Raw genomic sequence first — 22,336 nt, forward strand, 5'->3', positions numbered from 1 at the left:
TTATGCCAGCCACACCGGACTCATCCTTACTGCGCAGCCTCGAGGCCGTCAGCTTCCCGACACTCGGGCATTTTCTGGAAAACGGCTTCGCGGACCATCGCCTTCGCGCGATGGTCCCCAACGTGAAGGTGATCGGGCGCGCTGTGACGCTCAAGCTGCTGTCGCCCGACGCCATTCCGGTGAACCGCGCCCTGTCGCAACTCAAAGCCGGCGACGTGCTGGTGATCGACATGAGCGGCGACCACACGCATGCGCCGGTCGGAGCGGTCACGGCATGCGCCGCGCTCAACGCCGGCGCGAGGGCTGTCATAGTCGACGGCGTGGTGACCGATCTCATCGAATTACGCAGCACGGGGCTGCCGGTGTTCGCGCGCGGAACGTCTTTGCTGACGACAAAAAAACGCGACACGGCGTCGAGTCTGTTCAACGAGCCGGTGGTGTGCGCCGGGGTCGTGGTGCGCCCAGGCGACATCGTGCTAGCCGACGACAACGGTGTGCTGTTCGCCGAAGCGCCGGCCCTTGCCGCCGTGATCGATCTGGCGCTGGCGTCCGACCGCGCGGAGCCCGCCATCCTGAATCGGCTTAACGCCAAGGAGCCGCTTCACGAGGTCCTGCAATGCTTCATGCCGCCAAATATTCACGCCGCTAATGATCAGCATTAGAACAATGAAATTGACGGATACTGACACGCTAACGAACACTAAGCGCACTACAGCACGTGAGAACCTGGGAGACTTCTGAAATGCAATCCACGCCAACACCCGATCGCATGAGCGACAAACCGGCGCCGCTGGGCGCCGAACAGCAGGTACGAGAGGAACTGGCAGCGCTCTACCGGCTCGCCGCTCACTTCCGCATGACCGACATGATCGACACGCACATCACGGCGCGCCTGCCCAGCTCGCCGGGCGAGCCGCCGGCATTTCTGATCAACCGCTATGGCGTGCTGTTTCACGAGATGCGCGCGTCGGACCTCGTGAAAATCGATCATCTCGGCAACGTCATCGACGAGCGGGCGCACAGCGAGCCGGCGCTGTTCCGTGTGAACGCCGCCGGGTTCACGATTCATTCGGCCATCCACGCGGCACGCGGCGATCTGCATTTCGTGATCCATACGCATACCGCCGCGGGAACGGCCGTATCGGCCCAGGAGCAGGGACTGCTGCCGATCAGTCAGCATGCGTTGAAGTTCTACGGCAAGCTCGCCTATCACGATTACGAAGGCATCGCGCTTGAACTTGGCGAGCGCGAGCGTCTGGTGCGCGACCTCGGTTCCTGCAAGGCGATGATCCTGCGCAATCACGGGTTGCTTGCAGCAGGCGCCACGGCAGCCGAAGCGTTCCACGAGATCTATTTCCTTGAGCGGGCCTGTCAGGCGCAAATTCAGGCGCTGGCCGGCGGCAGCGCGCTGCGCATCCCGCCGCGAGAAGTGTGCGAGTTGACCGCGAGCCAGTTCGCTCGCGACGACTCCGCGGGAATTTCGGAGTTGGCGTGGCAAGCAGCGTTAAGGTTGATCGACGACCCGCAATCCGACTACCGCAGTTAGGCCCGTTTTCCGATTCAATGCAATGACCAAATTAGTTCTGATGAGCCGTGACTACGACATGTCACACCTGGTGCAGCCGATTCTGCGCGCCGCCCCTGAATTCGATGTCGTGATGCACGGCGAGCGATCCGCTGCCGATGCTGACATCGCCGTGTGCTGGAACCCGCCGGCCGGCGCGCTGGCGGCGCTGCCGAGACTACGGCTCGTGCATAGCATCGCCGCGGGCGTCGACAACATTCTGTCCGACCCTGCGCTGCCCGCCGTACCGGTGTGCCGGGTCGTCGATCCGCAACACGCACGCGGAATGAGCGAATTCGTGACCTGGGGAGTGCTGCACTTTCATCGTCAACTCGACCGCGTGCTCGCGAATCAGCGTCTTAACCGCTGGTTCCGCCACGATCAGTGTGATGCTTCGGAATGCGCCGTCGGCATCATGGGACTGGGAGAAATCGGCAGCCGCGTCGCAACGGATTTGCAGCGCTTTGGCTTCGCGGTGCGCGGCTGGGCGCGCAAGCCCCGTGAACTGCCGGGCGTGACGACTTTCGCCGGTCCGCCGGAATTCAAGTCATTCCTTCAGGGGACGGACATCCTCGTGTGTCTCCTGCCGCTCACGCACGAAACCCGCTGGATTCTCAACGCGAACACGTTCGAGCACTTACGGCCTGGCGCGAAGCTGATTCACGTCGGCCGCGGTGAGCATCTGGTACCTGCGGACCTGATTGCGGCGCTGTCGAATGGGCAGGTAGGAGGTGCAATCGTCGACGTGTTCCCGACTGAACCGCTACCACCCGAAGATCATTTATGGCGCGCGCCCAATCTGATCGTGACGCCGCACATGGCGTCGGTGGCGAGTTCAGAGACGATCGGCACGCAGGTGGCGCACAACGCACGCAGGCTAATCCGCGGCGAACCGCTGCAGAACGTGGTCGACGTCACGCGCGGCTATTGAGCGAAGCGGTTGAGCGCGGCGCTAAAGGTCAGCGCCTTCCGCCTGGCCGTCGATGAACACATTCAGGGCATCGATAAACGCGGCTTCAGCGGCGCTCAGCTTTCGGTCCAGTGACCACAGCATGTAGATATCGAGGTCGGCCACGCCTTCGTCCGGCGGCAGCCGCTGAAGGCGGCCTTGAGCGATGTCATCGCGCACGACGTGTTCCGGCAGGCAGCCGATGCCGAAGCCCGCGAAGATGAAACGCCTCACCTCGGTCATGCTCGACGATGAGCCGACTACGCGCCCAGTGAAGCCCATTTCGTCACGAAAGAACGTGAGCGGCGACAGGTGGTCGCCCACTTTGTCGCCGGTGAAGGAGACGAACTTCTCGCCGGCAAGATCGGCGACCCGAAGGTCGTCGCGTCCAAAGAGCGGATGATGACGTCCGCAGAAAAGTGCATACCGTTGGCGCAGAAACACGCGGCTGTCGACCCGTTTGGGTAAGGCGCGCCGCGGCGTCAGTCCGAGCGTTGCGGACTTTTGCTGGAGACTGTTCACCACATCGGCGCTGCGCATTTCCTGGCTTTCGAGCTCGATACGCGGATACGTGCGATGAAACTCCGCGAGAAACGTGTCGTAGGCCGGAAAATCGATGCCGCTGACGGTACTCACGCGCACCATGCCGGAGATATCGTGATCGCGATCCACCTCGGCAAGCGACAGGCGCGAGATCGTGCCGTATACGTCTTCTGCAATCTGCTTCACTTCGATACCGGCCTGCGTGACCTCGATGCGCGGACCGTGGCGATCCACCAGACGCAGTCCCAACTGATCTTCCAGCCGCCGCAGCGCCTGGCTCACGGCGGGCTGCGTCAGATGCAGCTTCGTCGCCGCGCGACTCACGCTGCCTTCTTTCGCAATGGCGAGAAAAGTACGCAGCAGATTCCAGTCGAGGCGGTCGTTCAGATAGGTGTCCGGGCGGTCTTTGCTCACAATGAGCCTCACTGTTTTCATCATCCGCCAAAATTATACTTAGGATTAGAATTAGAAATTAGACTTATCATTTTTGATTACCGATAAAGGCATCACGACGAACCCGACGCGGCCATCACGCCGCGACTTCAGGAGTGTGTGATGCTGAAAATCTATGGTGAGCGGCTCTGGACGAGTCTGATGAACATGGCTGCGGTCGGCGCCACGGCAGGAGGCGGTGTGCGGCGCCTCGCACTGACCGAACAGGACGCGGCAGGTCGAGCGCTTTTTTCGCAATGGTGCGTCGAGGCCGGGCTCACGTTGTCCGTCGACCAGGTCGGCAATCTCTTCGCCCGGCGCGCCGGCAAACGGGACTATGCCGCGCCCGTCGCAAGCGGAAGCCACCTTGACACCCAGCCCGAGGGCGGCCGCTTCGACGGGGTCTACGGCGTGCTCGCCGCGCTCGAAGTCGTCCGTACCCTGAACGATGCTGGCATTCAAACCGACAAGCCCATCGAAATCGTCGTGTGGACCAACGAGGAAGGCGCGCGCTTCACGCCGGCCATGCTCGGCTCGGCGGCCTTCACGGGCGTCATGCCGCTCGTCCAGGCGTTGAACACGCGCGATGCCGGAGGCACCTCGGTCGAACAGGCATTGCAAACGACCGGCTACGCCGGCACGCGCGCCGTGCCCGGCATTGTCTTCGACGCCTACTTCGAGGCGCATATCGAACAAGGGCCCGTGCTAGAGGAAAGCGGCGTGCCGATCGGAGTCGTCACGGGTGGCCAGGCGATTCGCTGGCTCGATGTGCACGTGCGCGGGCAGGCAGCGCATGCGGGCACGACGCCGATGCAGTACCGCCGCGATGCGCTGTTCGCGAGCGCGGAAATGGCCGCGGAACTGGAGAGCATCGCGGCGGATTTCTTCCCGCAAGGCCTCGCCACTATCGGCGAGCTGCACATACGCAATGCATCGCGCAACACCATCGCCGCGGACCTGTCGTTCACAGTAGACCTGCGTCACCCTGACGACGCGCTGATCGACAAAATGGAAGCCGCGTTGCGCGAGCGCTTCGATGCGGTTGCGAAGCGCCGCCGCCTCACGGTCGAGATTGGGCAGCATTGGGTCAGTCCCGCGACGCCGTTCGACCCGCATTGCATTGCTGCAGTCAGCAACGCGGTAGAGGCGCTGGACTATCCGCATCAACGCATCGTCAGCGGTGCCGGTCACGACGCGATCCACCTCGCCAAACATTGTCCGACCGCGATGATCTTTATTCCCTGCGTCGACGGTCTGAGCCATAACGAAGCCGAAGACGCTTTGCCGGAAGACGTCACGCGCGGCACGGACGTGCTGCTTCACGCGATGCTTGCACGCGCGGGCCACGCCGTATGAATGTTCATCAAACACCGCGCCCGCCAGGGATCCGGCGCACATGGCTCTTCGTACCCGGCAATCATTCCGAGGCCCACGCGATCGCGCTGCAAAGCGGTGCAGATGCGATCGTCACCGACCTGGAAGAAATGACGTCGCCGCAAGACCGGCCGCAGGCACGCGAACGCATTGTCACGCTATTGCGCGAGGCGGCTCGCGCCGGCACGTTCGGCTCGGTACGAATCAACAAACTGGAGCACGACGGCCATGCCGATCTCGAGGGCGTCATGCCCGGCACCCCACGGGCGATTTTTCTGCCACACGCGGAGAGCGCGGCTCAACTGGCCGCGCTCGACGATGCGCTGGCCGTCATCGAGCGCAAGCTGGGCATTCCGACGGGCTCGACGGAGGTGGTTCCAGTTATCGAATCCGCGAAGGGTCTGGTCAATCTGGGAGCGCTACTTCAGGTGGATGCACGGATAAAGTGCTGCATGCTCGCGGTCGAAGACCTGGCGGCGAATCTCGGCGCACGCCGGACGCCGGGCGGTAACGAACTGCTTTACGCACGCAGCCGCTTTCTGATCGAGTGCGTTGCCGCCGGTTGCGTGCCGATTGATCTTCCTTGTACATATCGGTCGGCACAGGTGCTTGGGCAGGACCTGGACATCTCCACGCAACTCGGATTCGCATCGAAAAGCGTCGTGTTTCCCGAACATGTGCCCGCGATTCACCGTGCGCTGACGCCATCCGCGGAAGACGTGCAGGCGGCGCGTGCGCTCGTCGACGCACACGCAGCGCAGCAGGCAAATCCGCCCCCTGCCGGATCGGCATGGATCAACTACCCGGAGCGCAACAACGCGCAACGGCTGATCGCACGTGACGCGTTGCTCCGCGCCTTTGACGACAGCGGCAACGCATAGGCAGGGCGAGCATTAGCCGCCTTGATACTGAAGATTAAAAATCCGAATTTTGCGGGCGTATTTCGGCGACCGATAAAGACGGCAGTCAAGCCAACGCTGTTCGTCCATCAACAGGATTCCCCATGTCCCATTCTGAACAGACTCATCAGCCGGTGCGCGCCGCCACCGCGGCTTTTATCGGCACGGCCGTCGAGTTTTACGACTACTACACCTATGCGACGGCCGCCGCGCTCGTTCTCGGTGACGTGTTCTTCCCGAGCAGCAATCACTTCCTCAGTACCATGGCGTCGTTCGGCACGTTCTTTGTCGGCTTCATTGCACGTCCGTTGAGCGGTGCGGTGTTCGGGCATCTCGGCGACAAGCTGGGCCGCAAGAAGATGCTGCTACTGACCATGTTCCTGATGGGGATCGCCACGACCGGCATCGGCCTGCTGCCCGGCTACGCCAGCATCGGCATCTGGGCACCGATCTCACTGGTGCTGTTGCGGATTCTCCAGGGCATTGCCGTGGGCGGCGAATGGGGCGGCGCGGTACTGATGGCAAGCGAGCACGCGCCAACCGGCCGCAAAACGTTCTTCGCGTCCTTCCCGCAGATGGGCAGCCCGGCCGGGTTGATTCTTTCGCTCGTGTCGTTCAGGCTCGTTACCTCGCTAGATCACGAAAGCTTTGTTGCCTGGGGCTGGCGCCTGCCGTTTCTGGCCAGCTTCGTGCTGCTCCTGATCGGCATGGTGATCCGTCTCGGCGTAAAAGAGTCGCCCGAGTTCGAAAAACTTCGCAAGAATCGCGAGGTGCTGAAGTCGCCCGTCAAGGAAGTGCTGCGCACCGCGTGGTACCCGATCGTCATGGCGGCGATGGCCACGACGATCGGCTCCGCCGGGTTCTTCTTCACCAACACGTTCATGATTTCGTATGTCACCGGCTATCTCGGCATGTCGAAATCGTTCATTCTCGATTGCCTGTTTGTGGTCACCCTCATCCAGCTGGCGTCCCAGCCGCTGTCGGCGTTACTGGCCCAGCGTGTTGGAGAAACCCGCTTTCTGACCTATGCCGCCCTGCTATCCATGCTCACGCCCTACCCGATGTTTCTGCTCGTCCAGACCCATAGTCCGGTCGCGATCGTGGCGGGCATCTCGCTCGCGGTGGTAGTGCTGTCCGCTGTCTACGCGGTCATCGCCGGCTTCATGACGCCGGCATTTCCGACCCAGGTTCGATATTCCGGTATTTCGATTGCGTATCAACTGTGCGCGACGATCGCCGGTGGGACGACACCGTTGATCGGTACGATGCTCGCGCAGAACTACAAGGGCGAATGGCTGCCGCTGGCGGTTTTCTTTACGGTGCTTTCGGCGGTGTCGCTGGTTGGGATTGTGGGCCTCGGACGTTACCGCAAGGGCGTGCACACGGACTCGTCCAAGGCGATGTTGGCAAATTAAGGCAATGCTGATTAAGTCCACCGCTGAGCTAATTCGAACGTTATAGATCGGAGTCTATAGAAAAGGCAGACAGGATGAAGCAGCAGACGCTGGCGATGGCAGCCGATCAAGGTGCTGGTTTCGAGACACACCGCAAACGGACGCGGCGCAATGAGTTTCTCGACACCATGAATGCGATCGTGCCGTGGGCTGAACTGTGTGCAGTGGTCGAGCCACATTACCCGAGGCGCGGCAATGGCCGCCCGCCGATTGGTCTGCAGCGCATGCTGCGGATCCACTTCATCCAGCACTGGTTCAATCTGGCGGACTTTGCCTGCGAAGAAGCACTGTACGACAGCGCCAGCCTGCGTCGCTTTGTCGAGGTTGACCTGGGCTGCGAAGCGGTGCCGGACGCGACGACGCGGCTCAAATTCCGGCGGCTGCTTGAGATGCACAAGTTGGCGAACAACTGTTTGCCGAAGTCGGCCAGGTGCTACAGGCCAGCGGCATGACGCTGAAGAGCGGCACCATCGTGGACGCCACAACCATCGGCGCACCGGGCTCGACGAAGAATCGGCGGAAGGCGCGCCATCCGGAGATGCATCAGACCCGCAAGGGCAAGCAATGGTATTTCGGTGCAAAGCTGCATATCGGGGTGGACAGCCAGAGCGGCCTGGCGCACAGCGCGGTGCTCACGCCGGCCAACGTGCATGACGAGCACCCGCTGCCGCAACTGCTGCATGGACAGGAGCGGCGCGTCTATGGCGACAGCGCGTATGCCAGCCAGAAGGCGCTGATCCACAGCAAGGCGCCCAAGGCTCGCGATTTCACGAATCAGCGCACACGCCGCGCCGGCGGTGAAGTCGATGAGGTGCAGCGTGGCAAGAACCGCAGCAAGTCGAAGATCCGCGCCCGGGTCGAGCATGTCTTCGCGGTGGTCAAGCGGCTGTGGGGCTTTACCAAGGTGCGCTATCGGGGACTGGCAAAGAACGCGAACCGGGCCTTTGTGGCGCTGGCCCTGGCCAACATTTACCTGTCGCGCCGGCGATTGATGGCAGCAGTCCGCCCATAGTGGGCAAAATGCGGGTAAAACGCCCGCACATAAGGCTCGAAAGAGCCGAAAGGCCGGGGTCGAAGTGCCGTTTCACGACTGATTAACCCTCACATCGCCGGGAAGCCGCAGATTCACCGGCTTGCTCAGCGTAGCCTTAGGTTTCGACCGATTTTCGCCGAATTCTGACGTGCCAAACAGAGTTCGAACTCAGCGATCGCAACGTCAAATGGGCATCGGAACGACCAGTGCATGTCGTCCTCCACCTGCACCTTGACCCAGTTAAGTTCCCACCCTTCCGGAATCATTTGCCATTCACACCGACACGGGCCGTGGCGCTCTCGGAGAAAATCCTGGGCACGCATGGCGCGGGTCACAAAAGAAGGCGGAGCCGCTGAAACCGCGCCGATGCACTTATAGAAGTCAAAGACGCGAGCGAATCCGAGACCTCGTGTCCGGAGACCGGTACTGCTCTCGAGGAGAATGTAGCTGACCTACCCCGACGACTCGTCGAGGGGTTGTCGTCCTTTCCGTGCAAATTCTGGCGGTTTGATCTTAAAAGACCATATTGATCAAAGGCTTGCGGAACCGCCGATTGTGCGAAAGCCGCCGAACTGCCGAGCCTTGCTGCAAGCCGCTCTGCGCGCGACTACCGCCATAATTTGCACGGAAAGGACGATAACCCCATGAAGGCGTGGCGTTTGTGCGGGACGCCGTCGACCTGACGCGATTGTGCCGCGTGCTACGACTGCCCTCGAACGTGTTGAAGACATCGTTGCCTGGTTCCGCGCCGCATGATCAGTATCACGGGGTCTTCCGGTATTGCCGACAGTGCGCAGCGCACGGCTACCACAGCGTGTTGTTCCAGCGTGAGGATGAAAATCTCTGTCCGGCGCATCACCAATCGCTCCAGACGCGTTGTCCGCATTGCAACGACGAGACGCCTTACATAATAAACACCAGCGTAATCGGAGCGCCGTTTCGATGTGGCTGGTGCCATTCGCACTACAGCTACGGGCGGCTTTCGCTGCTCCCGACAACGGCTGCGATGCGCCGGCAGGACCGCATCGCTATCAGTCGCCGATTGCGGCTGCGCTCGGGCAACGAAGTCGAGGCCGTGCATCCCTGCACAGATGGAAACGGCCGGCGGCGACACCTGCGGAGAGACTAGCCGGTGACACAATTAATTCGTTTTTGGCAAGCTATTGAATTTAAGGTGATTTATTTGGCCGTCTGGCCGACAGACTGTGAAGTGACAGATTTACTCGCGAAGTGGTGACAATTTTATTGCGGTCTACGGAAGGGTATCGAGCGGCGAAATTGTGCCGTCCAGTTGCCTGCCACCTCGATCGGACAAAACCACACCGTCGGCGCCATGCGCAGGGCTGTCAATCTGCATGGAACCCTGCCCCGGGATTTCCCTAGGCAGACATTCTTCGACACTTGGGTTTAAATAAATCAACTTGATTTATTTAAACGATGCCCAAGCAGGTGTCGCCAGGAGGAGACTTGTGAGAAGCCCCCATATCGGCCAAGGCAGCAATTCGGCGAACGTCCGCCGCTACAACGAGCGCCTGCTGCTGCAAGCGCTACGCCGTGCGGGACAGGCGTCGAAAGCCGATCTCGCCCGCCTGGCCAATATGACGAGCACAGCGGTAGGCAGCATCATTACCTCCCTCAGCGCGGCCAGGCTGATCGAATTCACCGGCCGCCGGGTCGAAGGCCAGCGCGGCCAGCCTGCCTCTCTGATCCGTCTTGACCCGCGCGGCGCCTTCGGCATTGGCGTGCGTCTAGACCGTACCAGCATGGAGACGGTGCTGGTGAACTTCGCCGGCGAGGTGCTGGGGCGCTGCGGGCACGATATGGTGTTGCCCCATCCTGCTCGGGTACTCGAGATTGTGCAGCGCGATATCCATGAACTACTGCCGTTGCTCACCCGGGAAGAGCGCGAGCGCCTGAGTGGCATCGGCGTCGCACAACCGTACAACCTCGGGAGCTGGCTGCGTGAACTCGGCCTGCCGGCCGATACGTTCCGCGCGTGGGATGAGATGGATTTCGGCAGCAAACTCGGCCAAGCGTTGTCGATGCCGGTGTTCAGCGAGAACGACGGCAACGCGGCGGCCATCGCGGAGCTGTTCTACGGCTGCGGTCGTCAATGTGACGATTTTGTCTATCTGTTTCTCGGGCCGGCGATCGGTGGCGGCATCGCCGTCGACGGCGATTGCCTGCGTGGCGTGAGCGGCAATGCGGGTGATATCGGCGTCATGCCGGTACCGCCCAGCCGCCTGCCGTCAGCGCCTCAGCCGACCGGGCCGTGGGACATCCTGCTCTCGCGCGCGTCCCTTAATGCGCTCACGCGGCACCTACGTTACAGCGGCGAGTCGATTGAAAATCGCGCCGCGCTCGAAGCCTGCATTGCGCGCGGTGTGCCCGCCGTCGACGAATGGCTCGACGACTGCGTCGATGCGCTCGCTCCCGCCCTGCGCGCGATGCTGTGCGTGCTGGACGTGCCGGTTGTCGTCCTCGACGCCGATGTCGACGCGGGCCTGATCAACACGCTGATGAAACGCCTGCGCACGGCACTGGCGATTACTGCGCCGGAAGCCCGCGGCACCCCGGCACTCGTGCGAGGCACCTTCGGGTCGGATGCGGGCGCGATCGGTGCCGCCACACTGCCGATGTTCTTCAACTTTTCGCCGCGCGCGGGCATTCTCAAAGGCGCCGGTGCTGAATCGCAAGAGGTGAACCATGTCCAGTTCTAAGGCCACGCCTGCGCTGCTGGAGATGCGCGGCATCAGCAAAACCTTTCCCGGCGTGCGTGCGCTCGACAACGTGTGCCTCACCGTCTATCCGGGCGAGGTGCATTCGCTCATGGGCGAGAACGGCGCCGGCAAGTCCACCCTGATGAAGATCCTCTCCGGGGCCTACCAGGCCGACTCCGGCGGCGAAATCCGCCTCGACGGCAAGACCGCCGTCATCGACGGCCCGCTTGCAGCCCGTGCGCTGGGTGTGGCCGTGATCTATCAGGAACTGAGCCTCGCGCCCAATCTGAGCGTCGCCGAGAACATCCATGCAGGCCGCGAATTGCGCAAAGGCGGCCGGGCCTGGGGCATGATCGATCGCCCGGCGATGGAGCGCGCCTGCGAAGACGTGCTCAAGCGCCTGGGTGCCAGCTTCCATCCGCACACGCTGGTGGGCGATCTGTCGATCGCCGAGCAGCAGCTCGTCGAGATCGCGCGAGCCGTGCATACCCGCTGCCGCATCCTCGTCATGGACGAACCCACCACGCCGCTGTCGTCGCGTGAAACCGACCGGCTCTTCCAGCTGATCCGCCAGTTGCGCGCCGAGGGGCTTGCAATCATCTATATCAGCCATCGCATGGCTGAAATCTATGAGCTCTCCGATCGCGTCTCCGTGCTGCGCGACGGCTCCTATGTCGGCACCCTCGAGCGCGCCGACCTCTCGGCGGAAAGCCTGGTGGGCATGATGGTGGGTCGCGACATTTCTGGCTTCTACAAGAAGGAGCACGCCCCGTACGATCCGGGCAAGGTCGTGCTGCAGGTGCGCGATGTTGCCGACGCCGGGCGCGTCCGCGGCTGCAGCCTGGATGTTCACACGGGCGAGGTGCTCGGCATCGCGGGCCTCGTCGGTGCAGGACGCACCGAACTGGCCCGGCTCATCTTCGGCGCCGAAGCGCGTGTGCGCGGCGAAGTCGCCATCGACGGCCGCAAGCTCGAGATGCACACCCCGCGTGAGGCGATCGACGCCGGCCTCGTCTATCTGACGGAAGACCGCAAGCGCCAGGGGCTCTTTCTCGACATGAGCGTGCGCGACAACGTCAATGTCTCGGTATGCGGCCGCGATGCCCGTCTGGGCGTGCTCGACCGGGTCCGGGGCGCGACCCGGGCGCGCGAGGCGATTGCCTCGCTCTCCATTCGCGTGCCGCATGCGAAGGTCAACGCCGGCGCCCTGTCGGGCGGCAACCAGCAGAAAGTGCTGCTCTCGCGCCTGCTGCAGACCCAGCCCCGTGTGCTCATCCTGGATGAGCCGACCCGGGGCGTGGACATCGGCGCGAAATCGGAAATCTACCGCATCATCAACGAGCTGGCGAAGTCCGGCGTGGCCATTATCGTCATCTCGAGCGAGCTGCCCGAGATCATTGGTGTCGCCGACCGCGTGCTGGTCATGCGCGAGGGTGAGATCGCCGGCGAACTCGGTGGATACACCGGCAAGCCGATCAGCCAGGAAGCCATCATCGAGCTGGCCACCGGCTCCCGACCTGCGCTGGGCCAGGCTGCCTGATCTGCGAAAGTAAATTCGTTACATCATATTTAGGAGTGCGACATGTACAATACCACCAAACAGCCGAACGTCGACGCCGTGCCGGTCTCGAAGACACAAAGCCAGCCCCAGCGGCAATCACGGATTGAACACAAGGAGCGCATGCAGACGTTGATGCGCACCGCAGGCATGCTGCCGGTGCTGGTGCTGCTGTGCATCGGCTTCGGCCTCGTGACCGACGGGTTCTTCACCCTGCAGAACCTGTCGATCGTCACGCAGCAGGCATCGATCAACATCGTGCTCGCCGCGGGCATGACCTTCGTCATCCTGACCGGCGGCATCGATCTGTCGGTCGGCTCGGTGCTCGCCGCCGCCGCGGTCACCGCCCTGCTGGCGTCGAACATTCCCGGCTGGGGCTGGCTCGGCGTGCCCGTGGCGTTGCTGGTCGGGCTGGGCTTTGGCCTCGTCAACGGCGGCCTGATCGCCCTTCTGCGGCTGCCACCGTTCATCGTCACGCTCGGTGCGCTCACCGCCGTGCGCGGCATCGCGCGCCTGATCGGTCACGACACCACCATCTTCAATCCGCAGCTGTCGTTCGCCTTCATCGGCAACGACTCGATCCTCGGCATCCCCTGGCTCGTGGTGATCGCCGCCGTCGTGGTCGTGATCTCGTGGTTCATCCTGCGCCGCACCGTGCTCGGGTTGCGCATCTATTCGGTCGGCGGCAATCCTGAAGCTGCCCGCCTCGCGGGTATCAAGGTGTGGGGCATCCAGATCTTTGTCTATGCGGCCTCCGGTGTACTGGCCGGGCTGGGCGCGGTGATGTCCGCGGCCCGCCTGTATGCCGCCAACGGCCTGCAGCTCGGCCAGTCGTATGAGCTCGATGCCATCGCCGCGGTCATTTTGGGTGGCACCAGCTTCGTCGGCGGCGTCGGCTCGATCGTCGGCACCCTGATCGGTGCACTGATCATCGCCGTGCTCACGAACGGACTGGTCCTGCTCGGCGTGTCCGACATCTGGCAATACATCATCAAGGGGCTCGTCATCATTGGTGCCGTCGCACTCGACCGCTACCGCCAGCGCGGTTCGGCCCGCACCTGACGTACCTGGTTTTGCCCTGAGCTGAAACCCCTATCCTTGCCTTGACCGTATGCAGGCGCCTGCAGGTCCGCTTACGCCCGATACACCCGATACACACCACAAACCACCCTGGAGACACCCTCATGTTCAAGCAGAAAATCGCCTTCGCCAGCATCGCTCTCGCCCTCGGCTCCGGCCTGACCGTGCCCGCAGCGCAGGCCGCCGACAAGCCGCTCACCTCCGTCGGCATCACCGTTGGATCGCTCGGCAATCCCTACTTCGTCACCATCGCCAAGGGTGCCGAAGCCAAGGCGAAGCAGATCAATCCCAACGTCAAGGTCACCACCGTGTCGGCTGACTACGACATGAACAAGCAGTTCACGCAGATCGACAACTTCATCTCCGCCCACGTCGATCTGATCCTGCTCAATGCGGCTGACCCGAAGGCGATCGAGCCGGCGGTGAGAAAGGCGCGCGCGGCCGGCATCGTGGTGGTCGCCGTCGACGTGGCCGCGGCAGGCACGGACGCCACGGTGCAGACCAACAATGTCCAGGCTGGCGAACTGTCGTGCGGGTTCATCGCCAAAAAGCTTAACGGCCACGGCAATGTCGTCATCGAGAATGGCCCGCCGGTCTCCGCCGTGCTCGACCGCGTGAACGGCTGCAAATCGGTACTGGCCAAAAATCCCGGCATCAAGATCCTCTCGGATGACCAGGACGCCAAGGGCTCGCGCGAAGGCGGCATGAACGCGATGCAGGGCTACCTGACGCGCTTTCCGAAACTCGACGCGGTCTTCACCATCAATGACCCGCAGGCTGTGGGTAGCGATCTGGCCGCCAAACAGCTCCATCGCAAGGACATCGTGATCACGTCCGTGGACGGCGCGCCGGACATCGAAACTGCGCTCAGGAGCGACACCCTGGTACAGGCTTCCGCCAGCCAGGATCCGTGGGCCATGGCGCAAACGGCAGTGGGCATCGGCTACGGCATCATGAACGGCAAGAAACCCGCCAATCCGACCGTCCTGCTGCCCTCGACCCTCGTGACACGTGACAACGTGAACACCTACAAGGGCTGGTCGTCGCCACGCTGAAGTTAAGCCGTCAACTACGCGCTGGATAAACATGTCAAACCTCACTCAGTCGCCCGCCTGGCGGGCGCTCGCCGAACATCGCGAGAGCATGGCGCACGCGTCGATAGGCGATCTTTTTGCACAGGATAACGAACGTTTCCAGCGACTCTCACTGGAAGCCGCCGGCGTCTACGTCGACTACTCCAAGAACCTGATCACGACGGGCACGCTCGATCGCCTGAACGCGCTTGCGCGCCAGGCGGGCGTGGAAGAGCGACGTCGCGCCATGTTTGCTGGTGAGCGCATCAATACCACCGAGGACCGGCCGGTGCTGCACGTCGCGCTGCGCGAGCGCACCGGCACGCCGATTCTGGTGGACGGCAAGGACGTCGTCCCGGAAGTGTCTGCGGTTCTTGCGAAGATGGGGCGTTTTGTCGACGCCGTCCAGGAAGGCGCATGGCGCGGCTATACGGGCCGAGCGATCACCGACGTGGTCAACATCGGCATTGGCGGCTCGGATCTGGGCCCGCGCATGGTCTGCGAAGCTTTGAAACCGTATGCGTGCACAGGACTGACGATGCACTTCGTGTCCAATGTGGATGGCGCGGAAATTGCCGAAGTGCTGCAGGTCGTCGATCTCGAGACGACGCTCTTCGTGATTTCGTCGAAGACCTTCACCACACGGGAGACCCTGGCCAATGCACGCACCGCGCGCTGCTGGCTGTTAAGCACTGGCGCGCCCGAATCAGCCGTAGCGAAACACTTCGTTGCAGTCTCGACGCATGCTGAAGCGGTCGCAGCGTTCGGCATCGATCCTGACAACATGTTCGAATTCTGGGACTGGGTGGGCGGCAGGTACTCGCTCTGGTCCGCCATCGGACTGCCCATTGCGCTCCAGATCGGCATGGACGCGTTCGAGGCGCTGCTGGCCGGTGCCCACGCGATGGACCGGCACTTTAGCGAAGCGCCCCTGGAGCGGAACCTGCCGGTCCTGCTTGCCTTGATCGGCATCTGGCACACCAATTTCCTGGGGGCAACCAGTCACCTGATCGCCCCATACGACCAGTACCTGCACCGCCTCCCCGCGTATCTGCAGCAACTCGATATGGAAAGCAACGGCAAGTCCGTCACGCTGTCGGGCGAACGCGTCGACTATGCGACCGGGCCGGTCATCTGGGGAGAACCCGGCACCAACGGCCAGCATGCCTTTTTTCAGTTACTGCACCAGGGCAGCGCCGTGATTCCGGCGGACGTGATTGCCTGCATGCAGCCTCATCATCCGCTGGACGTTCATCACGACATCCTGCTCGCCAATTGCTTTGCCCAGACTGAGGCGCTGATGAACGGCTCGCAGGCTGCAAGTGAGCCGCACCGCACTTTCGACGGCAACCGCCCGACCAATACGATCCTCCTGGACAAGCTCGATCCGGCCTCGCTCGGCGCCCTGCTCGCGTTGTACGAACACAAGGTGTTCGTACAAGGGGTGATCTGGAACATCAATTCATTCGACCAATGGGGTGTGGAACTCGGCAAGCGGCTGGCCGTGACGATCGAGAGCGAAATCAACCAGCCGGGCGTGGTAAACGCCCACGACAGTTCCACCAACGGTCTGATCAACCGCTTCAAGCAGCGGCGCAAGCAACAGGCTGAATCGGCAATTTGAGTCAATTGGAAAGACGATGAACCTCCCCAAACTGATCGTGTTCGGCGAAGCGCTGACCGACTTTATCCGCGAAGACCGCCAGCGCTGGCGCAGCACGCCTGGTGGCTCGTGCTGGAACGTTGCCCGCGTCGGCGCCCGTCTCGGCGTGCCCACCGGCTTCGCCGGCACCGTCAGCCACGACACCTTCGGCGACGAGTTGATGCAGCAAAGCGCGCGGGCTGGGCTCGACATGCGCTTCACCCGTCAGGTCGAGCGCGCGCCGTTTTTCGCCATGGTGGTCTCGAAGCATCCGCCGCAATATTTCTTTATCGGCGACAACAGCGCCGACCTCGCTTTCGATGTCAAAGCCATGCCCTCCGGCTGGCTGGAGGCGGCCCGGATCGTTCACTTCGGCTCGCTTAGCCTCGTCCGGCAGCCGCTCGCCGCGCACCTGCTGGAGATCGCAGAGGCCGCCCACGCCGCCGGCAAGCAGATCTCATTCGATCCAAACTACCGCGATCTGATGGCCGGCCCTGCCTATCGGAACACACTGCGCCGCATGGCCGGACTGGCCAGCTATATCAAGGTCTCCGACGAGGATCTGCGGGGCCTGTTCCCCGAACTGGACGAAGCCTCGGCTCTGGCCCAGCTTCGCGAATGGGCGCCGGCCGCGGCCATTCTCGTGACGCGTGGCGCCGCGGGCATGCAACTGTTCACGGCGCAGGAGGTGCTGTTTCAGCCGGCCTTCGCCGCCGAAGTAGTCGACACCGTCGGCTGCGGCGACGCCTGCGTCGGCGGATGGATGGCGAGCCTGCTCACCCGCCCCGATGCGCCACTGGCTTCCCATCTCCAGTTTTCCGCCGCCTGCGCAGCGGTAACGTGCGCGCAGCAAGGGGCCTATGCCCCGCGGTCGGACGATGTGACGGCGCTGCTCGGTTCCGAAAGTCCCAGTATCGATTTCCATCACTGACTGCCATGACGAAACCTTCTCCCCGCGAGCTGGACCACCCCCCATTCGCCTTCGTCCTGTTCGGCGGAACGGGCGATCTGGCGATGCGCAAGATCTTGCCCGCGCTTTATGCGGCGCACCGCGACGGCCTGCTCGCGCCAGATGGCAGAATCGTCTCCGTCGCGCAGACGGCACTGGATACCGGCAGCTATCTGCGATGGGTCGACGAGCACGTGAAGCCCCACATCCCGGGAACAGCGATCGACGATTCAGTGTGGCGAAGCTTTCGCGAGCGCATCGCCTACGTCGCGCTCGACGCCAGTCAGCCCGAAGCCTTCTTCTCGCTGGGCGATACGCTCGGCGCGGGACACGGCAGACGCATTTTCTATCTGGCAACCGGGCCTGCGCTGTTCGTGCCGATCTGCCGCGCCCTGGCGTCGGCTGGGCTCACCGAAGGCTCCCGCGTCGTTCTGGAAAAACCGCTTGGCTACGATCTGGAATCGTCCAACGCGATCAACGATGCAGTCGGCCAGATCTTCAAAGAAGACCAGATCTACCGGATCGATCACTACCTCGGCAAGGAAGCGGTACAAAACCTGCTCGCGCTGCGCTTTGGTAATTCGTTGTTCGAACCATTGTGGCGCCGCGAATGGGTCGAGAGCATTCAGATCACCGTAGCCGAGGAACTGGGTGTCGAAGGCCGCGGCAACTTCTACGACCAGACGGGTGCGCTGCGCGATATGGTGCAGAACCATCTGCTGCAACTGCTCTCCATTATCGCGATGGAGCCGCCGCAGTCGATGGACGCGGATGCGGTGCGTGACGAGAAGCTGCGCGTGCTGCGGGCGCTCAAACCGGTGCTGGGCGAGGAAATCAGGCAAAGCGTGGTCCGCGGCCAATACCACGCTGGCGCCATCAAGGACACAACGGTATCCGCTTATCACGCAGAGCCCGGTGTCCGGCAAGGCAGTACGACCGAGACTTTCGTCGCGTTGAAAGTGGAGGTGGAAAACTGGCGCTGGGCCGGTGTGCCGTTTTTTCTACGCACCGGCAAGCGGCTCGCGGGCCGTATTGCCGAGATTGTCGTCAACTTCAAGCCAGTGCCGCACTCCGCGTTGGGAGCAATGGCCTTGCGTCCCGGTTCGAACCGGCTGACGATCCGTTTGCAGCCGAACGAATCGATTCGGCTCAGTGCGCTTGCCAAGCAGCCTGGCATGGGAATGACCCTGCAAGGCGTGCATCTCGATCTCGCCTTCGATCAATTCTTCCAGCAAGGCCGCATGGAGGCCTATCAGCGTCTGTTGCTCGATGTAATAGCGGGGCGGCTCGCCCTCTTCGTGCGGCGCGACGAACAGGAGGCGGCATGGCGCTGGGTCGCGCCGATCATCGAAGACTGGGCCACGCAGGGAAACCTTCCGAAACCTTACGCGTCCGGTACGTGGGGCCCGGCGGCGGCCAGCGCGCTGCTCGCGCGGCACAACACCTGCTGGCAGGAAGAAGAAAACTGAGCACCGACTGGACTTTTCGTGGCTGAGATCGCTCAGGCGCCCCTCGGCCACGAGCACTCGATCAACCAGATCATGACGCGCTTATTCCGTAGTACGAGCTATACGGCATGACGCGCCGCTCTCGGCCCGGGCAACGAAGTGCGGCGCCATACCATTTTCTTTTAAGAAGACAACAATGAATGAAATCTGGCACCTTGAATGGCCTCATGGCTCCCTTGACGTTCACGCCAGAGGCGGGATGCTCAGCGGCGTTTCGCTAACGAGCGGCAGCCGGCACGTCCAGCCGTTTTACGAAGCCCCGTGGCTCGCCGACGGGACGCCCGAACAGGCGGGACTACTCGGCCAGCTCAGAAGCGAATTTCCATGCGTTCCTTTTGGGGTGCCGTATTCTCCGGAAACCGTCGTGGAAAGCTGGCAGGAGAGTCTCGCCACGTCAGTCGACAAAGATGATCACCCGTTAGATGCGAGCGACGACCTGCTGCATGGTTATGCCTGTGTGGGTGAATGGTCACTCGTGCGACAGACAGATCTCGCGATCGAGATCGCGCTCGAGTATCCGTCCACCTCGTCGATTGCTCGCGTTGTCCGCGCGATTCGCGCCGACCCCGATGGCCCCGCAATCGACTTCTCCGTAACGGTTGAGGCTCGCCAGAAGACGCGCCGTCCGATTGGCCTGCACCCCAATCTTGCGCTGCCGTCGATGACCGGAGCGCTCCAGATCTACCCGGGCACGTTTCGCTTTGGTGTCGTTCACCCGGCCGGCCCCGAACCAGGTGTGTCTCGTGCCGACCCGGGCGCGGTCTTCGACAAACTCGATAACGTACCGCTGCATGCCGGAGGAACAGCCGCGTTTGATCGTTTTCCTCTCGCTCACGATACGGAGGAAATCATTCAGCTCTGCGGAGTCGACGGGTCCGTCATCCTGACGAATGACGAGTCCCGGGTTGCATATCGGCTGACCTGGGACGCCTCCGTACTCCCATCGCTTCTGCTGTGGATCAGCAATCGCGGCCGCACCCACAGCCCCTGGAACGGCCGCAACCTCTGCCTGGGCGTCGAGCCGGTGGCGAGCGCGTTTGAACTCGGCTGTCGTCCCTCGCTCGCGGCGAACCCGATCAATGCAAGAGAGGTTCCAACCGCGATATCGCTCAATCCGGATCAGCCGGTTGAAATTGCTTACCGATTCGAGGTCGTGACCCAATGAATGCGAGCCATGCATGTGCGGGGGTGCCGGCTGCCTGAACCCGCGCCAGGCGTGTCTGGCGGAATTCAGCCGCGTTTTTCAGCACTTCGTGCGCGCGCATGCTCCTTGACCGAAACCAGCGCCAACCTGCACGTTGCGCTTTACGCAGCGCGCCTTGAACGTTTTGATTCGCCACGACTGCCTTAATGTCACCCCCTCCTTCGGAGACCTCATGACGACCGACCACAATTCGCGACTCGCCCAGCACTTCCCTACGCCCGACGAGATTCCGGCGGAACGCTGTCTCACCACTCCGGTTCACCAGCGCGGTTTCCTGATCGGCGGCCAGATGCTCGTATGGGACGGCCCCTGTAAAACCGTGCTGTCGCCAGTCTGCACCCGCGACCCGGCGACCGGTGACGTGAGCCAGGTCGCGATTGGCAGCTACCCGCTGATGGGCGAGGCGCAGAGCGACGCGGCTCTGGATGCCGCGGTCGCCGCGTACGACAACGGCCGGGGCCAATGGCCGACGATGACCGTCGCCAGCCGTATCGCCTGTATGCAAACGTTCGTGAGAGGCATGGTCGAGCGCCGCGAGGCGATCGTGAACCTCCTCATGTGGGAAATCGGCAAGAGCCTCGCCGACTCGCGCAAGGAATTCGACCGCACCATCGAGTACATCCAGGCCACGATCGAGGCCCTGAAGGACATGGACAACGGCCATTCGCGCTTCATGGTGGTCGAGGGCACCATTGGCCAGGTCCGCCGCACGCCGCTAGGCGTGGTGCTGTGCATGGGGCCCTACAACTATCCGCTAAACGAAACGTTCTGCACGCTGATCCCGGCGTTGCTCATGGGCAATACGGTGGTCCTCAAGCCACCACAATATGGCACCCTGCTGTTCGAGCCGCTGCTCGACGTGTTTCGGGATGCGTTCCCGCCCGGCGTGGTCAACACCATCTACGCACCGGGTCAACTGGTGGTGCCGCGCATGCTGGCCTCGGGCAAGGTCAACGTGCTGGCATTGATCGGCTCGAGCCGCGTGGCAGACCATCTGAAAAAGCAGCACCCCAAATCTCACCGCCTGCGTGCCGTGCTGGGACTGGACGCGAAGAATGCGGCCATCGTGCTGCCCGACGCTGACCTGGATCTCGCCGTCAAGGAGTGCCTGCTCGGCGCACTGTCGTTCAATGGGCAGCGCTGCACGGCCCTCAAGATGCTGATCGTGCACAGCAGTATCGTCGACGCGTTCCTTGAACGCTTCACGGCTGAACTGGCGCGGCTCAAGATGGGCATGCCCTGGGAGGCCGGCGTGCAGATCACCCCGCTGCCCGGGCCGCATCGCACCGCCTACATGACGGAAGCGATCGAAGATGCCAGGGCCAAGGGTGCGCGCGTCGTCAACGAGGGCGGCGGCGCCTTTTGCGACACGCTGTTCAACCCTGCTGTCGTCTACCCCGTGAAGGAGGGGATGACGTTGTACCGCGAGGAGCAGTTCGGTCCGGTCGTCCCGGTGATGAGCTTCGACGCCGTGGAAGAGGCACTTGACTACGTGATCACCTCGGATCACGGGCAACAGGTAAGCATCTTCGGAACCGACGCCGCGCAGATCGGTGCGCTGGTGGATCCGCTGGCCAACCAGGTCTGCCGCGTGAACATTAACTGCCAGTGTCAGCGCGGGCCGGACGTGTTCCCGTTCGCCGGGCGCAAGGATTCCGCCGAGGGCACGCTGTCGGTCAGCGACGCGCTGCGCGCGTTCTCGATCCGCTCGATGGTGGCCACGAAACAGACCGAGCCGAACAAGGAACTGCTCAATACCATCGTGCGCGAGCATCAATCAAAGTTCATCAATACAGACTTTATCCTTTGAGCGGAACGAATATGATGCGTCGAAAACGTAACGCCAGGATCGTCGCTACACTCGGGCCATCGAGCTCCGACCTGACCACGGTGCGCGCCCTCTTCGACGCCGGGGCCGACGTGTTCCGGCTTAACTTCAGCCACGGTACGCACCCCCCGGCGCCAGGAGCGGCTCGAGATCATCCGCGGCTTGGAGCGGGACACCGGGCGGCCCATCGACGTGCCGCTCGATCTCCAGGGCCCGAAGCTGCGCCTCGAGTTCCGCACTCAAGGAATAACCGCTTACGGGCGAAGCTCCAACGCAATGCACCCTTCGAGATGCGCGCTTAGACCAGCGACGTTTGCCAACAGGCATTCGACTCGCATGAAGGTAGTGGTCTACGATGGCTCTTCGCCCCGAACCGGGGAAGGGAGAGACTCAAGCAGTCTCACAAGCCTTGCCTGCTGCTGCGCAGTCAGCCCTCGTGTAGCACTCACCTGCTGAACACGTGTGCGCCAGTAGGTCCGGCTGAACAGTGAATCTGCGCCGTCGGCTGACAGGATCCGTTCGAGAT

Annotated in this window: 18 protein-coding genes and 1 pseudogene; 17 read left to right on the plus strand and 2 right to left on the minus strand. The window is 62.7% G+C overall.

Annotation, left to right across the window (positions count from 1 at the left end):
• Positions 1-2: 2 nt before the first annotated feature.
• From KHO31_RS22770 to KHO31_RS22780, 3 genes are all read left to right on the plus strand, one after another.
• Positions 3-662, plus strand: coding sequence for an RraA family protein (locus tag KHO31_RS22770; protein ID WP_236060945.1), 660 nt, complete (start codon positions 3-5; stop codon positions 660-662).
• Between the two features lie 107 nt (positions 663-769).
• Positions 770-1,546, plus strand: a complete 777-nt coding sequence (locus KHO31_RS22775) for a class II aldolase/adducin family protein (RefSeq protein ID WP_201078414.1) — start codon at positions 770-772, stop codon at positions 1,544-1,546.
• A gap of 22 nt (positions 1,547-1,568) precedes the next feature.
• Positions 1,569-2,495, plus strand: a complete 927-nt coding sequence (locus tag KHO31_RS22780; RefSeq protein ID WP_201078195.1) for a 2-hydroxyacid dehydrogenase — start codon at positions 1,569-1,571, stop codon at positions 2,493-2,495.
• A gap of 21 nt (positions 2,496-2,516) precedes the next feature.
• On the opposite strand, the gene KHO31_RS22785 is transcribed toward KHO31_RS22780, so the two are convergent.
• On the minus strand, positions 2,517-3,470 hold the full coding sequence (locus KHO31_RS22785; protein ID WP_236060947.1) for a LysR family transcriptional regulator: 954 nt from the start codon (positions 3,468-3,470) through the stop codon (positions 2,517-2,519).
• A gap of 141 nt (positions 3,471-3,611) precedes the next feature.
• On the opposite strand from KHO31_RS22785, the gene KHO31_RS22790 reads away from it, so the two are divergent.
• The 4 genes from KHO31_RS22790 (at position 3,612) to KHO31_RS22805 (ending at position 8,227) form a co-directional block, all read left to right on the plus strand.
• Positions 3,612-4,844, plus strand: a complete 1,233-nt coding sequence (locus tag KHO31_RS22790) for a Zn-dependent hydrolase (protein WP_201078193.1) — start codon at positions 3,612-3,614, stop codon at positions 4,842-4,844.
• Positions 4,841-5,743 (plus strand): HpcH/HpaI aldolase/citrate lyase family protein, encoded by a 903-nt coding sequence (locus KHO31_RS22795; RefSeq protein ID WP_201078191.1) that lies wholly within the window; start codon positions 4,841-4,843, stop codon positions 5,741-5,743. Before KHO31_RS22790 ends, KHO31_RS22795 begins: the two co-directional genes overlap by 4 nt.
• Positions 5,744-5,865: 122 nt before the next feature.
• Positions 5,866-7,176, plus strand: a complete 1,311-nt coding sequence (locus tag KHO31_RS22800) for an MFS transporter (protein WP_201078189.1) — start codon at positions 5,866-5,868, stop codon at positions 7,174-7,176.
• Positions 7,177-7,250: 74 nt separating this feature from the next.
• Positions 7,251-8,227 (plus strand): IS5 family transposase gene (locus tag KHO31_RS22805; protein WP_236060948.1). Its coding sequence is split into 2 segments (ribosomal slippage): positions 7,251-7,620 and positions 7,620-8,227, totalling 978 coding nucleotides; the frame shifts between segments, so codons are not numbered across the junction.
• A gap of 1,273 nt (positions 8,228-9,500) precedes the next feature.
• On the opposite strand, the gene KHO31_RS22810 is transcribed toward KHO31_RS22805, so the two are convergent.
• On the minus strand, positions 9,501-9,605 hold the full coding sequence (locus KHO31_RS22810; protein ID WP_201078187.1) for an alpha-hydroxy-acid oxidizing protein: 105 nt from the start codon (positions 9,603-9,605) through the stop codon (positions 9,501-9,503).
• Between the two features lie 112 nt (positions 9,606-9,717).
• On the opposite strand from KHO31_RS22810, the gene KHO31_RS22815 reads away from it, so the two are divergent.
• The 10 genes and pseudogenes from KHO31_RS22815 to KHO31_RS39390 all read left to right on the plus strand — a co-directional run.
• Positions 9,718-10,968 carry an ROK family protein gene (locus KHO31_RS22815; RefSeq protein ID WP_201078186.1) on the plus strand — a complete coding sequence of 417 codons (1,251 nt, stop codon included), beginning with the start codon at positions 9,718-9,720 and terminating at the stop codon, positions 10,966-10,968.
• The gene (locus KHO31_RS22820; RefSeq protein ID WP_201078184.1) at positions 10,955-12,508 is read left to right on the plus strand and encodes a sugar ABC transporter ATP-binding protein; all 1,554 of its coding nucleotides are present in this window, start codon (positions 10,955-10,957) and stop codon (positions 12,506-12,508) included. The genes KHO31_RS22815 and KHO31_RS22820 overlap by 14 nt, the downstream gene beginning before the upstream one ends.
• Positions 12,509-12,550: 42 nt before the next feature.
• Entirely contained in the window at positions 12,551-13,588 is a 1,038-nt protein-coding gene (locus KHO31_RS22825) for an ABC transporter permease subunit (protein ID WP_201078182.1), read from the plus strand.
• A gap of 122 nt (positions 13,589-13,710) precedes the next feature.
• The gene (locus KHO31_RS22830) at positions 13,711-14,661 is read left to right on the plus strand and encodes an ABC transporter substrate-binding protein (RefSeq protein ID WP_201078180.1); all 951 of its coding nucleotides are present in this window, start codon (positions 13,711-13,713) and stop codon (positions 14,659-14,661) included.
• Positions 14,662-14,692: 31 nt separating this feature from the next.
• Complete coding sequence (pgi, locus tag KHO31_RS22835) at positions 14,693-16,303, plus strand: glucose-6-phosphate isomerase (RefSeq protein WP_201078178.1); 1,611 nt, start codon at positions 14,693-14,695, stop codon at positions 16,301-16,303.
• 16 nt (positions 16,304-16,319) lie between these two features.
• The gene (locus KHO31_RS22840; RefSeq protein WP_201078176.1) at positions 16,320-17,252 is read left to right on the plus strand and encodes a carbohydrate kinase family protein; all 933 of its coding nucleotides are present in this window, start codon (positions 16,320-16,322) and stop codon (positions 17,250-17,252) included.
• A 5-nt stretch (positions 17,253-17,257) separates the two neighbouring features.
• Positions 17,258-18,739, plus strand: a complete 1,482-nt coding sequence (gene zwf / locus KHO31_RS22845) for a glucose-6-phosphate dehydrogenase (protein WP_201078174.1) — start codon at positions 17,258-17,260, stop codon at positions 18,737-18,739.
• A gap of 175 nt (positions 18,740-18,914) precedes the next feature.
• The gene (locus KHO31_RS22850) at positions 18,915-19,943 is read left to right on the plus strand and encodes a hypothetical protein (RefSeq protein WP_236060949.1); all 1,029 of its coding nucleotides are present in this window, start codon (positions 18,915-18,917) and stop codon (positions 19,941-19,943) included.
• A gap of 211 nt (positions 19,944-20,154) precedes the next feature.
• Positions 20,155-21,792 carry an NADP-dependent glyceraldehyde-3-phosphate dehydrogenase gene (locus KHO31_RS22855; protein WP_201140981.1) on the plus strand — a complete coding sequence of 546 codons (1,638 nt, stop codon included), beginning with the start codon at positions 20,155-20,157 and terminating at the stop codon, positions 21,790-21,792.
• A gap of 14 nt (positions 21,793-21,806) precedes the next feature.
• Positions 21,807-22,038 (plus strand): annotated as a pseudogene (locus tag KHO31_RS39390) (pyruvate kinase); the annotation flags it as partial.
• Between the last annotated feature and the right edge of the window lie 298 nt (positions 22,039-22,336).

The organism is Paraburkholderia domus (assembly GCF_905220705.1).
In the GTDB taxonomy this organism is placed as follows: domain Bacteria; phylum Pseudomonadota; class Gammaproteobacteria; order Burkholderiales; family Burkholderiaceae; genus Paraburkholderia; species Paraburkholderia domus.